The following is a 14,375-nucleotide window of genomic DNA, read 5'->3' as shown; positions in this document are numbered from 1 at the left end:
GACCACGTTATGGACATGTATTTTCCGGTACCGCCCGCGCTTCCTGACCTTCGACTAGCGTGGTGCGGGGGAGTGCATACAAGGGGGAGCATTCGTGGCTGAAAGCACAGCCGTCCAGAAGGCGGTCGCAGGGGACGCCGACAACCCGACAGCGCCGCCGGTCGCGCCGGCGGCGAGCAAGGCGCTCGTCTCCATCGTCGACAACGTCGGTCAGCTCGCCACCACGACGGGCCGCGGCGACCTGGCCAAACGCCTCGAGAACACGCACGCCCGTCTGCAGGACCCCAATGTGCGGGTCATCGTGGTCGGCGAGTTCAAGCAGGGCAAGAGCAAGCTCATCAACGCCCTCGTCAACGCGCCCGTCTGCCCGGTCGACGACGACGTGGCCACGAGTGTGCCGACGTCCGTCGGCTACGCGGCGGAGCCCGATGCCTGGGTGACGATCCAGGGCGACGACGAGGCGCCTCCCGTTCGCCAGCGCATCCCCCTCGAGAACCTGGCCCAGTACGTCTCGGAGAGCGGGAACCCCGCCAACGAGCGCAAGGTCATCACCGCCGAGGTGGTGCTTCCCCGCGAGCTGCTCAAGGGCGGCCTGAGACTGGTGGACTCGCCGGGCGTCGGCGGCCTCGACTCGACGAACGCCCTGGCGACACTCGCCGCGCTGTCATCGGCGCACGCGGTCCTGCTCGTCTCGGACGCGTCACAGGAGTACACCGAGCCCGAGGTGCAGTTCCTCAAGCACGCGATGCGCGTATCCCCCAATGTCGCGGCCGTGCTCGCCAAGACGGACCTGTACCCGCAATGGCGCGACATCGAGCGCATCGACCGCTCGCATCTCGGTGATATCGGGGACGTGCCGATCTTCGCCGTCTCGAGCGACCTGCGGCTGATCGCGGCGGAGGAGCGCGACCGCGGGCTGAACGAGGAGTCGGGCTTCCCCGCGCTCGTGAGCCACCTGCGTCAGGAAGTCCTCGGACGCGCCGAGGTCATCCAAGCGCGCAGCGCGGTGCACGACCTCATCTCGGTCGTCGACCAGCTCAAGATGTCGCTGACTTCCGAGCTCGAGGCGATCCTCCACCCCGAGGACACCCCCAAGCTCATCGCGCAGCTCGAGGACGCGAAAGCGCGCGCCGACGAGTTCCGCGGACGGTCGTCCAAATGGCAGGTGCAGCTGAACGACGGCGTCGCCGACCTCATCTCGGACATGGAGCACGACCTGCGCGACCGCCTTCGCAAGGTGCAGCGCGAGGCGGAGAACGCCATCGACGAGGGCGACCCCGGGCCGATCTGGGATCAACTCACCGAGTGGCTCGATCAGCGCGTCTCCGCGGCCGTCTCGGAGACGTTCGTGTGGACCGACGAGCGGTCGCGATGGCTCTCGGAGGAGGTCGCCGAACTGTTCATCCAGGGCGAGACCGACCTTCCGGTGATCTACGTCGGCGACACCGAGGGCATCCTCGACGACGTGGAGAACATCGCCACGCTCGACCATCGTCAGATGGGGGCCGGCGAGAAGATCTTCATCGGCGTCCGCGGCTCGTACGGCGGCGTGCTCATGGTCGGCCTCGCCACCGGCTTGATCGGCCTGTCGCTCATCAACCCGCTGTCGCTCCTGGCCGGCGTGCTGGTGGGGCGCAGGGCCTATCGTGAGGACATGAACTCGCGGCTGTCGCGCCGGCGCTTCGAGGCCAAGACCCTCGTGCGTCGCTATCTCGACGAGGTGCAGTTCCAGGTCGGCAAGCAGCTGAAGGACCGACTGCGCATCGTGCAGCGCGCCGCGCGCGACCACTTCGGCAGCATCGCCGACGAGCTGCACCGCTCGCTCTCGGACGCGGTGCTCGCCGCCAAGCAGGCCGCCGGCACGTACGCGGGGCAGCAGGACCAGCGAGTGAAGGAGCTTCAGCTGCGAGTGCAGCAGCTCGAGGCGCTGAAGGCCAAGATCCCTGCCCTTCCGGCACTGCGAGCCGTGGAGGCAGCGAAGCGGTGAGGGTGTCGATCCTCGACGACGCGAGTGCTCTGGTCCGCGCTGCGCGCGAGCTGTACGCCGACGATCCGGAAGCCGGCGACCTGCTCGCCGACCTGGAACGGCGCCTCAGCGAGCCGATCCGTCTCGCCATCGCGGGCATGGTCAAGGCCGGCAAGTCCACGCTGCTGAACGCGATGCTCGGCGAACGCCTGGCCCCCACGGACGCGGGCGAATGCACGCGGGTGGTGACGTGGTACCGCTACTCGGCGACTCCGACGATCACCATGCATCCCTATGACGGGGAATCCCGCTCGATGCCCATCCGGCGCGACGCCGGGCGGCTCGTGCTCGATCTCGACGGCGTCGCGCCGGAAGACGTCGCCTGGATCGACGTCGGCTGGCCGTCGACCGGGCTGCGCTCGCTCATCCTGATCGACACCCCGGGAATCGCTTCGCTCTCGCGCGATGTGTCCGCGCGCTCCACGGACTTCCTCGTGCCCGACACCGAGCCCTCGTCGGCCGACGCGATCGTCTACCTGATGCGCCACCTGCACGCATCGGACCTGAAGTTCCTGGAGTCGTTCCGCGACACGGCTGCCGGTGCGTCGCAGACCGTGAACGCCGTCGCCGTGCTGTCGCGCGCCGACGAGATCGGATCCGGTCGCATCGATTCGCTGCTGTCGGCGGGCAAAGTGGCGCGCCGCTATGAGAAGGACGGGGACCTCGCGTCGCTGTCGCTCGGGGTGGTGCCCGTCGCGGGGCTCCTCGCCGAGAGCGCGCGGACGCTGCGCGAGGACGAGTTCGCCGCCTTCCGCGACCTGGCGGGAATGGACCGCACCTCCCGTGAGGCTCTGATGGTGTCGGCCGACCGATTCGTGCGCCCGACGGAGGCGACATCGTTGAGCGAGGACGTCCGCCGCGCGCTGCTCAACCGATTCGGCATCTTCGGCGTGCGCCTCGCGAGCGCGCTGATCCGCGGCGGTGCGGCCGACTCCTCGCAGCTCTCGGAACAACTCGTTCAGCAGAGCGGACTGAACGAACTGCAGCAGTTCATCCAGCTGCAGTTCCGCACCCGCGCCGGGGCGCTGAAGGTGCGCGGCGTCCTCGATGCGCTGCAGACGCTCCTGCGTGAGAAGCCGCGCGACGGTGCTGATGCGGTCCTGGGTGGCGTCGAGCGCATCTACGCGTCGGCGCACACGTTGCGCGAGCTCTCGCTCCTGTCGCGGGCGCGCTCCTCGGGACTGCCGCTGAGCCGACTGGATGCGGAGGAGGCGGAGCGCATCATCGGCGGAACCGGGCCCTCTGCCGGCGCCCGTCTGGGACTGGCGGAGACCGCCACCACCGCCGAGAGCCGGGAGCGCGTCGACGAACTGCTGGCGCGATGGCGCACGCTCAGCGAGTCCCCGCTCGCCGAGCGGGCCACCGTGGAGGTGGCCCGCTCGGTGATCCGCAGTCTCGAGGAGGTCGCGTCAGAACTCGCCGTCGTCGGAACCGGCGCGGCGGACGTCGTACTTGCGGGCGGTCCACTGGAGGGCGCCGTGGAAGGTGCTGAAGAGGAGCGCGAGGAGGGCGAGAGCCCACTGAGCGAGGAGCACCTGCCGCAGCACGGGGGCGTGCTCGCCCGTGGTGAAGATCTCCGCTGAGAGCAGGAACAGCAGGATCTGCCCCGCCACGGTGGCCAGCTGCCACCACCGGACGTGCGGCTTGCGGTTGGTGAACGACACGAGAAGCACGATCTGCACCAGCAGCAGCGCGAGCGCCGTGCCGAACACCAGCCAGAAGATGATGTCGGCCGCCGCGGTGTAGGTCTCTTCGCTCCGGCCTTCTTCGACGGCGCGGGCGACGTCCGCGATGATGGGGAGCTGGTCCTCGCGGATGACGAACAGATAGACCACCGCCACGCCGCCGGTGAGCAGGCTCAATACCCACAGGAACTGGCTGAGCCTGACCGAGAACGGCGGGGGACGCTTGGTGAGCACAGGAGCCGCGTTCGCGCTGGCGGTCGGCGGCCGCTCCGGAGCTTCTCGCCGCGGTGGCGGAGGCTGAGGCGTCCCTTGTCTGGGCGCGACCGTCGGCGCGGGCGGGCGCTGCACACTCGAGGCCGGAACCTTGCGCACCGGCACACGGCCGATGGCGTCGCCCGGGGGCGGGGCCTCCTCGAACGTGGGCGGGGGCGGCTTGGGACGCGCGCTCGCGCGCCCTGGACCTGCCAGGGCGCGCGAGCGGTCGTCGTCTTCCCGTTCGGGCACGTCGGATCCTTAGTACTGGTCCTCGGGCTCCGGCTCGAGCGGAGGTTCCTCCGCGACGAACGTCGCCGCGTCAACGGCGTAATCGTAGGCGTCGTCGGCCACCGTCTGGATCTCGACCGGCGGCGCGACCTCTTCGACGGGCGCGGCCTCGGCGGGCGCAGCATCGACAGCCACGACGGGCGCAGCATCGGGCGAGTTGTTGAACGAGTCGTCGGCCTCGGCATCCACGTCGGTGTCGGTGTTCGTCGAGTTGTCGTTGAACGAACCGTCGATGGTGGTCGTCGTGTCTTCGTTCCCGATGGCCACGTCACCCACCGTGGTGGTGTCTTCGGAGTTGTCGACCTCGGCGTCATCGCCGGCAGCAGCACCGTTGTCGCCGCTGTTGACGACGGCCTCCTGATCGAAGATCTGGTTGACGTCGCCGTCCGCCCAGATGTTCTGGTTCACCGACTGGTCCACGATCGTCGCGCGGTTGTCGATCGCGAAGCTGTTCGTGATGGTGTAGATCTCGTTCTCGACCGACGGCGGCTTCGGCGGTGCCGGAGGCATCGGCGGCTTGGGGCTGACGTGGGGGTGGTCCACGATGACGGGGGCGACGGCACGGACGTCTTCGACGCACGCGTCGCTGAGACCGTTGCGGGCCAGCGTTCCCTGCGGGTCCTCCTCGAACTCCGCGGCGGCGGCCGGGTCGCCCAGGAGACTGAGTATGAACTCGATCAATGCGTCGGCAATCGTTGCCAAAGGTGTTGTCATGACTCGGCTCCTGTCACTTCGAGAATCACTTTCGACATTAGGTGTTTCTCACAATCGGCGAATCGGGGGTTTTCCCGAATCGGTAGGGGGGTTCTTGGGGGTTCTGGGGGCGTTCCGCACCCGTGTCCTCAGCCGTCCTCCGCGAAGGGCCGGGTCTGCGAGAGGGCGACGCGCAGCTTGGCGATCAGATCGGAGCGCGAGGTCGCGCCGAGCCGCCGACGAATGCTGGCGATGTGGTGCTCCGCGGTGCGCGGGGAGATGAAGATCGTCTCGCCGATCTCGGCGTACGTCTTGCCCTCCACGACGAGACGCGCGACATCCGTCTCGCGCTCGCTCAGCACTGATTCCGTGGCGTCCGAAGGCGTTTCGGCGTTCTCGCCGGGCGTCTCGGCGACCGCGGGCTTCTCCTGCGGGTACACCTCCCGCGCCCGCGCGAGCAGACGTGCCGACACCTTGCGGTCGTCGGAGCGTCCGGCTCCCTGACCGGCCAGCCGCGCGGCATCCCATCTCAGTCCTATCGCGGCGAGGGACTGGGCCGCCCTGTCGACCTCGTCGACGTCGACCGAGCCCGCGAGGACGGACGTCCACAGTCGCCCGGCCTTCGCCATGGTCTCGGCGACACCACTGTGCGGGGCGGCGTCCACCAGCGCGTGGGCGTGAGGGCTCAGCGACTCGGGGAGGTTGCGGAGGATGCCGCGCTGGATGCCGGCCCACCGCAGATGCGCCGACCAGAGCGCCGGCCGACCCAGCGCGTCGACGAGCGCGAGCGCACGCGTGAAGAGCGGCTCGGTGACCGTCTCGTCGCCCACCCGCGCACCGGCGCTGACGAACTCGACCAGCGGAAGCAGCGTGTAGAGATCGACGTCCGCGTCGAGGAGGCCGTCGCGGCCGCGCTCCCACGCCGCCTCCAGGCCCGCGGCGTCCTCATAACGCCGCGCCAGTCCGACGCGGATCGCCTGAAGGAGCAGCTCATCGCGCGCGGCAGCCTTGGGCGTCAGCGCGACCGCGGCCTCGAGCGCTTCGCGGGACCGCGCGCCCCTCGCCTGCTGCAGGGCGATCCACGACTTCCACAGCAGGAGCCGCGACATCACCCACGGGGTCCCCTGATGTCCCTCGATCGCCGCGTCGATGACCGCCCGCGCTGTCGCGAGGTCGCCGGCGCTGATGGCGGCGACGGCGGCGATCACCGCGGGGTGCTCCGGCATCGGCGTCGACGAGCGCGACGCCGTGTACAGGTGCGACGCGCGCACGAGATCGGCTACCGCTGCATCGGCGTGATCGGTGCGCAGCGACGTCTGAAGACCTCGCTGCAGGAGGTTCATCGCTACGCCCAGCGTCGAGGGCGCCGCGCGCTGCACTCCGGGCGCGGATGCGTCTTCGGTCTCGGCCGAGCCCGCCTCGCCGATCCCGATGCGGGCGATCAGGCGGCGGACGGATGCCTCGGCCGTGGTCGGCGGAAAGACATCGTAGAACCCCGACCCGGTGTGGAGCATTCCCCGCATCGACCAGGTGGCGGCCGCGACATCGGCGATGCGCGCCGTGACGCTCTCGGAGCGGTCGGCGAACGCCATCGCTTCGTCGAGGAGCTGGGCGGCCGAGTCGATGTCGCCGCATGACCACGCCGCCTGTGCGCGCTTCGCGGCGAGGTCAGCCGAGTTCACTCCCGCTTCCGCCGCAGCGCAGTACAGTTCGCCCGCACGAACGGGATCGGAATCGAGGAGCTGGTCGCCGTGTTCGACGAGGGCCGATGACAGGCGCGGGTCGCGGATGTCCGCGAGCCAGTCGCCGGTGCGGGAGGCGAGCGGGTCCATGCCGCCGGGCATGACCGCGATGAGGTCGACCAGCCGCCGAGCTGACAGGTTCGCGCGTACTGCGGAGCGCACCACCGGCACCGGGCGCCCGTTGCGCAGCAGCAGCCCCTCCGCATAGCCCTGTGCGATGACGCTTTCGACATCGTCGAGAGCGTCGGTGATCGCCGGCGCGTCGTCCGACCATACGCTCATGGCTTCGATGGTGCGCCGTACCTCCTCCTCGACGACGCCCATCCGGTGGGCGACGCTCTGCTCGAGCACGTGGCCGAGCGCGGCGTGGCTGCTGTCGTCCGCGCAGTCGCGATCGTCGTGGGCGGCGAGCGCGGCCGACACGAGCCACGCCACCCCGCCCGTCACCTCGAGCAGGTGATCCAGACACGCCGGCTGCAGTGTGCGCTCGTTCGCCTCGAGGTAGTCCAGCACGTCCGCGCGCGTGAGGTGGCCCAGCACCACGGCGGGCCGGCTGCGCTCGAGGTGCCGCGCGATCGACGACAGGGCGTGAGAGTGCGGCCAGGGCCGGCTCGTCGCGACCAGAGCCGCGTCGGGGTCGCTCGCGCGCACTCGCAGCCCCTCCATCTGTGCGGCGGGCAGCAGATGCAGGTCGTCGACGAGCAGGATGCTCGAGGCGGGAACGTCGAGGACATCGGTCTCAGGACCGAGGACGGTGACCGTTGCGCTGTTCTGCGTGAGGAAGCGCTGGGCGCCGCGCAGCATCGTGGTCTTGCCGGAGCCTGCGTTCCCCGAGATCAGCACGCGCGGCGGCATGTCCTGAGCTGTGAGCGCGTCGATGAGAGGACGTGCGTGGCGCGAACCGGTGAAGGTCGTCGCGTCGAAGAACGCCGCCACGGTCATTGTGGGTGAAGCCATGATGAATCGTCGTTCCCCGACGTCAGGGCGCAGGGTCCGTGGTGGGCGTGGGCTCCGGCGCCGGATCCGCGGGGGGCGGGTCCACCGGCTGGGTGGGTTCGGGTGCCGGTTCCTGGGTGGGTTCGGGTGCCGGTTCCTGGGTCGGCTCCGGCGTCGGCTCAGGCGTCGGCTCCGGCGTCGGCTCAGGCGTCGGTTCCTGGGTGGGATCCGGCGTCGGTTCCGGCGTGGGTTCGGGGTCGGTGCCGGTGGTGCCCGTGCCACCGGTTCCCCCGGTGCTTCCGGTCCCGCCTGTGTCGCCGGTGCCCGTGTCGCCGGTGCCCGTGCCGCCGCTGTCGCCGGTGCCTGCGGTCTGCGTGCCGGTGCTGGGAGCGGGTGACGCGCCCTTCGTCGGGCGGGGCGCCGGTGCCGCTTCGGTCGTGGTGGTCGTGGTGGTCGTCTTCTTCTGCGGGGTCGCGCCCTTGCGCTGCGGGTTGGCCGCACGCGGGGCCGGCTGCTGTGCGACCGGGGCGGCGCCCTCGGGAGCCGGCTGCTGCGCCTGGGGAGCGGTCGTCTCGGGCACGACCTCCTCGGTCGTGGGCTCGGGCGTCGGGTCGCTCGAGACGGTGAAGAACCCGTTCAGCGCGCCCGTGCCGGCCGTGAGCGTGCTTCCGAAGACGATCGCGGCCGCGACGATGACCGCGCCGCCCGCGATCGCGACGATGTGCCGGGCGCTGGGCGCGGACGATGCCGCCGCTGCCGGCCCGACCGGAGCCGGGATGCCGCGCTCGACCGGGGATCCCGCGAGCTCGATCTCGGCGGCCGCGGCCCGGGTGGCATCGAAGATGGCAAGTTCGCCGGACACCCCCAGCTGCACGTCGCTCGCGCGGATGAGTGCGGTGTGGGCGGCGCCGAGCGCGATCGAGGACTTCGGGTCGGCATCGATCGCGGTCGGTCGACCGAACCGCTCGGAGAGACCTTGGGTGACCAGCGGGATCCGCGACGAGCCCCCGATCAGGAGGATGGACTCGACCTGGTCGGGGTCGATGCCCGCGTCCTCGAGGGCATCCTCGAGAGCGTCGATCGTCTTGGCCAGCGACTCGTCGATCATGCCCTCGAACTCCGCGCGAGTCAGCCGCACGCTCGAGCGCCCACCCGGCAGGAGCACCGGGATCACGGCGTCGGAGTCGAAGGAGAGCGCCTCCTTGGCGTCGACGCACTCGCGACGCAGCTGGGAGAGCGCGATGCGGGAGTCGGGGGAGGTGTCCTGGAGAGCTTCGGCGGGCACTTCGGCTGTGCGCAGCACGTGGCGCAGGACGGCGTCATCGAAGTCCGCGCCACCGAGATTGTCGATGCCCACCGGCTCGCCCACGAGGTCGAAGGCGGCGTGCTCCTTGCGCAGGACCACGCAGTCGAATGTGCCTCCGCCGAGGTCGTACACGGCCAGCATGTGGCCGTCGTCGATGTTGCGGGACGCGTCGTAGTGGCGCGCGGCCGCCTCGGGCTCGGTGATGAAGGCGACGGCGCCTACGCCGATCGCCTCGAGCGCCGACCGCACCAGGCCGATGCGGTGCGGACCCCACATCGCGGGGTGCGTCAGGATCACGCCTTCCGGGCGTGCGCCCTCGCGCTCCGCGACCGTGTCGATCACATCGGCGACGGTCCGTGCGTACAGCTGTTCAGCCCGGATCGAGTGGCCGCCGACGACGATCGGGACCTCGTCGCCGATGCTTCGCTTGAACTCGCGGATCAATCGCTCTGGCTGCGTCACACCGCGGCGCTCTGCCGCATCGCCGAAGAGCATCTCGCCGTCTTCGGCGACGAAGACCACGGTTGCCACGCTGTCGGCGCGGCGGCCGAGCGGGAAAGAGGAGGTGACGATACTGCCGTCGGGAGCAAGCCTGGCTGTTGCCGCCCCTACTCGGCTGGTCCCGACATCAACCGAGAGGAAATAGGATTCCACGCTGAAACGCCCCCACATCGTTTGCGTGCGAGCTCCCCCGACCTCGCATCGACCGCCCTAGTTCGTTCCCCACGAAAGAGCGGCCGACGTCTGCGATGATACATCCGCTTCGAAATGGCACTCAAGGGGTTGGCTCATTTTGCGAAGCGCCGAGGTCATGAGGCGAAACCCGGTTCGAGCGTGACGACTCATTGGCACTCACGTTGCATGAGTGCCAGCCGGTTGCCTAGACTGACGTAAGCACTCTCAATGTCAGAGTGCTAACGAGTCTTAGTCTCAAGAAGGAAGAGGTAGACCGTGTCGGTTTCCATCAAGCCGCTCGAGGACCGCATCGTCATCAAGCAGGTCGAGGCCGAGCAGACCACGTCCAGCGGTCTGGTCATCCCCGACACCGCCAAGGAGAAGCCCCAGGAGGGCGAGGTCGTGGCGGTGGGCCCGGGTCGTATCGACGACAACGGCAACCGCATCCCGCTCGACGTCGCCGTCGGCGACCGCGTGATCTACAGCAAGTACGGCGGGACCGAGGTCAAGTTCGGCGGCGACGAGCTTCTCGTCCTGTCGGCTCGCGACGTCCTCGCGGTCGTCGTTCGCTGAGTCCCGCGCACAGCGCGTACCGAGAGGGTCGGATGCTTCGGCATCCGGCCCTTTCGTCATGCCCGGATCGGCGGCCAGGGAGGCGGGGCGTCACGGGTGGCAGGATTGCGGCCGAGGACGTCAGGGAACGGATGCTGCGAGCCCGAAGATGCCACCGTGCCCAGGGTAGGGCGGGCGTAGGCTGACTCGGTGAGTCACGAGCAGTCTTCCCTTCCCGATCGCGACGTGGTGGACGGACTCGATGACGCGACGGCGCTCGACCTCGGCGTCACCACAGGGACCCGCCGGGTCGTGTCCGACGTCGCCGCGGCCCGGGAGCGCCGGCTCGGCGGGATCTTCACGTTCTCGGCGTACCTGCTGTGGGGCTTCCTGCCGCTGTACTTCCTGCTCCTCGCGCCCACCGGGCCGTGGGAGATCGTGGCGTGGCGCATCCTGCTGTCGCTCGTCTTCTGCGCCCTGCTGCTCACCGTGACCCGCTCGTGGCCGCGGCTCGCCGCGATCTTCCGGCAGCCGAAGGTGCTCGGGCTCACCGTCATCGCGGGTCTACTGATCTACGTCAACTGGCAGGTCTTCATCTACGGGGCGCTCAGCGGCCACGTCATCGAGACCAGCCTGGGCTACTTCATCAACCCGATCGCCACCGTGCTCCTGGCGGTGCTCGTGCTCCGCGAGCGCCTGCGCACGACGCAGTGGGTCGCCATCGGCATCGCCGCGGCCGCGGTGCTCGTCATCGTGATCGGTTACGGCGCCTTCCCCTGGATCGCGCTCACGCTCGCCGCATCCTTCGGCCTCTATGGCCTCGTGAAGAAGAAGGTCGGCCCGTCGGTCGACGCCGTCAGCGGCCTCACGCTCGAGACGCTGTGGCTCTCGCCGATCGCCGTGGTCGTGCTCGTCATCGTCGGTGCGACCGAAGGCCTGACGATGGGTGCGTACGGATGGCAGCACACCGTGCTCCTCAGCCTGACCGGCGTGATCACGGCCGTGCCGCTGCTGCTGTTCGCGGCGGGTGCGCGCCGCGTGTCGCTCACCACGATCGGGCTCATGCAGTTCGTCGCGCCGGTGCTGCAGTTCCTGGTGGGCTGGCTGGTGCTCGGCGAGCCGATGCCCGTCGAACGCTGGATCGGCTTCGGGCTGGTGTGGGTGTCGCTCATCGTGCTGACCGTGGACTCCCTCATCCACGCGCGCCGTACGCGCGTCGCGTCGTAGGGGTCAGCGCACCAGTCGCGCGATGGCCTGGGTGGCCTCGCTGATCTTGGCGTCGGCCTCGGCGCCGCCCAGGCGCGCAGCATCCACGACGCAGTGTCGCAGGTGGTCGTCGAGCAGGCCCACGGCGACCGCCTCGAGGGCGGAGGTCAGCGCGCTGATCTGCGTGAGGATGTCGATGCAGTACTTCTCGTCCTCGACCATCTTGTGGATCCCGCGGGCCTGACCCTCGATCCGCTTGAGGCGGTTGAGGTACTTGTCCTTGTCGGTGATGTAGCCGTGGTGGGAGTGCTCGTCGGCGTGCGAAGGGGAGTGCTCGAGAGCGGTGTCGGTCATGTCGGACTCCTTCAACGGTGAGTGGTCGAGAGGCTGCGGAACCGCCGCAGGCGCAGGCTGTTGCCCACCACGAAGACGCTCGAGAACGCCATCGCCGCTCCGGCGATCATAGGGTTCAAGAGGCCCAGCGCGGCGAGGGGGATCGCCGCGACGTTGTAGGCGAAGGCCCAGAAGAGGTTGACCTTGATCGTGCCGAGGGTCGCGCGCGAGAGGCGGATCGCGTCGGCAGCGCTGCGCAGGTCGCCGCGGACCAGGGTGATGTCGGAGGCCTCGATCGCCGCATCCGTTCCCGTTCCCATCGCGAGACCCAGGTCGGCCTGCGCGAGAGCGGCGGCGTCGTTGACGCCGTCGCCCACCATCGCGACGACGCGGCCCTCGCCCTGGAGCTCGGTGACGACGGCGACCTTGTCGTGCGGGAGCACCTCGGCGATCACACGCTCGATCCCGACCTCGTCGGCGATCGCCCCCGCCGCGGCGGCGTTGTCGCCGGTGAGCAGCACCGGCGTGAGGCCGAGGGCCTTCAGCTGATCGACGGCTTCTCGGCTCGTGGGCTTGACCTGGTCGGCGACGACGAGGAGTCCGCGCACGGCGCCATCCCACCCGGCGAGCACCGGGGTGCGGCCGTGCGCCTCGGCCGCGGCCTTCGCAGCGGCGAGATCCTCGGGGAGCCTCAGCGCCCACTCCGCGAGCAGCGTCTCGCGCCCGACGATCACGGCATGCCCCTCGACGACGCCCGAGACGCCCTTGCCGGGCACGTTCTGGAACGACTCGACGTGGGGGAGAGGCCCTGCTTCCGCCGTGGCGGCGCGGGCGATCGCCTGCGCGATCGGATGCTCGGACGCGTGCTCCAGTGCCCCCGCGAGGCGCACCAGCTCGGCACGCGCGGCCGACGCCTCGTTCGCGTGCGCATCGAGCGACCCGGCCACGACGACGTCGACGAGCGACATGCGGCCGCTCGTGACGGTGCCGGTCTTGTCGAGCACGACGGTGTCGACCGTGCGCGTGGACTCGAGCACCTCCGGACCCTTGATGAGGATGCCGAACTGCGCGCCGCGACCCGTGCCGACGAGCAGCGCGGTCGGCGTCGCGAGTCCCAGCGCGCACGGGCACGCGATGATGAGCACCGCGACGGCCGCGGTGAACGCCATCGCGGCGGAGGCGCCCACCATCAGCCAAGCCGCGAGCGTGCCGAGCGAGATCAGCAGCACGATCGGGACGAAGACCCCCGAGATGCGATCGGCCAGGCGCTGCACCTTGGCCTTGCCCGACTGGGCGTTCTCGACGAGCCGCGCCATCTGCGCGAGCTGGGTGTCGTCGCCGATGCGTGTCGCGCGCACGACCAGGCGCCCGCCCGCGTTGACGGTGGCGCCGATGACCGCGTCACCGGGCGCGACCTCGACCGGCACCGATTCGCCCGTCACCATCGAGGCGTCGACCGCGGATGTGCCGGAGGCCACGACGCCGTCGGTGGCGATCTTCTCGCCGGGGCGGACGACGAATTCCTCGCCGACGCGGAGCTCGGCGACCGGCACACGCACCTCGACGAGTGCGGGCGCGGCGGGCGAGCCGATCCCCGGCATCCCGAGTGCGACCTGACCGGCGGGGGCGCCCGCCGGGCGGAGCACCGCGACGTCCTTCGCTCCGATCTCCAGCAGGGCGCGCAATGCAGCGCCCGCGCGGCGCTTGGATCGCTGCTCGAAGTACCGGCCCGCGAGCACGAACGTCGTGACGCCGGCGGCGACCTCGAGGTAGATGTCGCCCGCGCCGTCGCTGGGCGCGACGGACCACTCGAACGTGTGCGTCATGCCCGGCATGCCCGCGTGCCCGAAGAACAGCGCGTACAGCGACCACAGGAACGCGGCAGAGACGCCGAGCGAGATCAGCGTGTCCATCGTGGCGGCGCCGTGGCGCAGGTTGATCCAGGCGGCGCGGTGGAACGGCCACGCGCCCCACACCACCACCGGCGCCGCGAGCGCCAGTGACGCCCACTGCCAGTAGGTGAACTGCAGCGCCGGGATCATCGCCAGGAGGATCACCGGCACCGACAGCACGATCGACCCGATGAGCCGGTGGCGGAGGCCCGTGAGCTCCGGGTCGGCGGGCTCCTCGGAGGCGACCTCGGTCGCCGGCGGGGCGGGGAGGGCGGCGGTGTAGCCGGTCTTCTCGACCTCCTCGATGAGCGCCTGCGGGTCGAGTCCTGCGGGAACGGTGACGAACGCCTTCTCCGTGGCGTAGTTGACGGATGCCTCGACCCCGTCCATCCGGTTCAGCCGCTTCTCGATCCGCGCGGCGCATGACGCGCACGTCATCCCGCCGATCTCGAGCTCGAACCGGGCGACGGGGATCGAGGCCTCGCTCATGCGCGGACCGCGCTGTAGCCGGCCTCGTCGACGGCCGCGATGACGGCGTCATCGGCGATCTCGGCGGCGGAGACGACCTTGAGCGTGCCGGCGGCGGCGCTCACCTGGACGTCCTGCACGCCCGCGAGCTTCGACACCTCGCCACGCACGGACGCCTCGCAGTGCCCGCAGCTCATCCCTGTCACCGTGTACTCGGCCTCAGCCATGACTTCTCCTCTGTAGATCGGGGATGGATACCCCTGAGGGGTACTCCGTCGTTCCAGTGTATACGGGTAAGGGGTATGAGGGCCGTGCGTC

The 14,375-nt window shown here is 70.1% G+C and carries 10 protein-coding genes; 4 read left to right on the top strand and 6 right to left on the bottom strand.

Going from position 1 to position 14,375, the window contains the following annotated elements; all coding sequences use genetic code 11:
* Positions 1–94: 94 nt before the first annotated feature.
* Positions 95–1,987 carry a dynamin family protein gene (locus MRBLWH7_RS09830; protein WP_342001634.1) on the top strand — a complete coding sequence of 631 codons (1,893 nt, stop codon included), beginning with the start codon at positions 95–97 and terminating at the stop codon, positions 1,985–1,987.
* Positions 1,984–3,609, top strand: a complete 1,626-nt coding sequence (locus tag MRBLWH7_RS09825; protein WP_342001632.1) for a dynamin family protein — start codon at positions 1,984–1,986, stop codon at positions 3,607–3,609. The genes MRBLWH7_RS09830 and MRBLWH7_RS09825 overlap by 4 nt, the downstream gene beginning before the upstream one ends.
* Before the next feature lie 615 nt (positions 3,610–4,224).
* Here the strand turns inward: MRBLWH7_RS09825 and MRBLWH7_RS09820 are convergent.
* The 3 genes from MRBLWH7_RS09820 to MRBLWH7_RS09810 all read right to left on the bottom strand — a co-directional run bounded on the left by MRBLWH7_RS09820 (position 4,225) and on the right by MRBLWH7_RS09810 (position 9,453).
* A complete protein-coding gene (locus MRBLWH7_RS09820) occupies positions 4,225–4,968 on the bottom strand; it encodes an IniB N-terminal domain-containing protein (protein WP_342001630.1) in 744 nt (247 codons plus the stop codon).
* A gap of 128 nt (positions 4,969–5,096) precedes the next feature.
* Positions 5,097–7,646, bottom strand: a complete 2,550-nt coding sequence (locus MRBLWH7_RS09815) for a LuxR C-terminal-related transcriptional regulator (protein ID WP_342001628.1) — start codon at positions 7,644–7,646, stop codon at positions 5,097–5,099.
* A 22-nt stretch (positions 7,647–7,668) separates the two neighbouring features.
* Entirely contained in the window at positions 7,669–9,453 is a 1,785-nt protein-coding gene (locus MRBLWH7_RS09810; protein ID WP_342001626.1) for an Hsp70 family protein, read from the bottom strand.
* Between the two features lie 429 nt (positions 9,454–9,882).
* Here MRBLWH7_RS09810 and groES point away from each other — a divergent pair, with 429 nt between their 5' ends.
* Positions 9,883–10,179, top strand: a complete 297-nt coding sequence (groES, locus tag MRBLWH7_RS09805) for a co-chaperone GroES (protein WP_308867967.1) — start codon at positions 9,883–9,885, stop codon at positions 10,177–10,179.
* Between the two features lie 291 nt (positions 10,180–10,470).
* On the top strand, positions 10,471–11,385 hold the full coding sequence (gene rarD / locus MRBLWH7_RS09800) for an EamA family transporter RarD (RefSeq protein ID WP_342002005.1): 915 nt from the start codon (positions 10,471–10,473) through the stop codon (positions 11,383–11,385).
* 3 nt (positions 11,386–11,388) lie between these two features.
* Here the strand turns inward: rarD and MRBLWH7_RS09795 are convergent, their stop codons facing one another.
* The 3 genes from MRBLWH7_RS09795 to MRBLWH7_RS09785 are packed head-to-tail and all read right to left on the bottom strand — an operon-like array spanning position 11,389 to position 14,284.
* Entirely contained in the window at positions 11,389–11,718 is a 330-nt protein-coding gene (locus MRBLWH7_RS09795) for a metal-sensitive transcriptional regulator (protein ID WP_342001622.1), read from the bottom strand.
* Between the two features lie 11 nt (positions 11,719–11,729).
* The gene (locus tag MRBLWH7_RS09790) at positions 11,730–14,078 is read right to left on the bottom strand and encodes a heavy metal translocating P-type ATPase (protein ID WP_342001621.1); all 2,349 of its coding nucleotides are present in this window, start codon (positions 14,076–14,078) and stop codon (positions 11,730–11,732) included.
* Positions 14,075–14,284: a heavy-metal-associated domain-containing protein gene (locus tag MRBLWH7_RS09785; RefSeq protein ID WP_342001620.1), complete on the bottom strand. Its 210-nt coding sequence runs from the start codon at positions 14,282–14,284 to the stop codon at positions 14,075–14,077. The genes MRBLWH7_RS09790 and MRBLWH7_RS09785 overlap by 4 nt, the downstream gene beginning before the upstream one ends.
* Positions 14,285–14,375: the final 91 nt, after the last annotated feature.

The sequence above is a fragment of the Microbacterium sp. LWH7-1.2 genome, assembly GCF_038397755.1.
Lineage (GTDB): Bacteria > Actinomycetota > Actinomycetes > Actinomycetales > Microbacteriaceae > Microbacterium.
The sequence above is the reverse complement of the archived record's forward strand: the minus strand, read 5'-3'. Positions and strand labels throughout refer to the sequence as shown.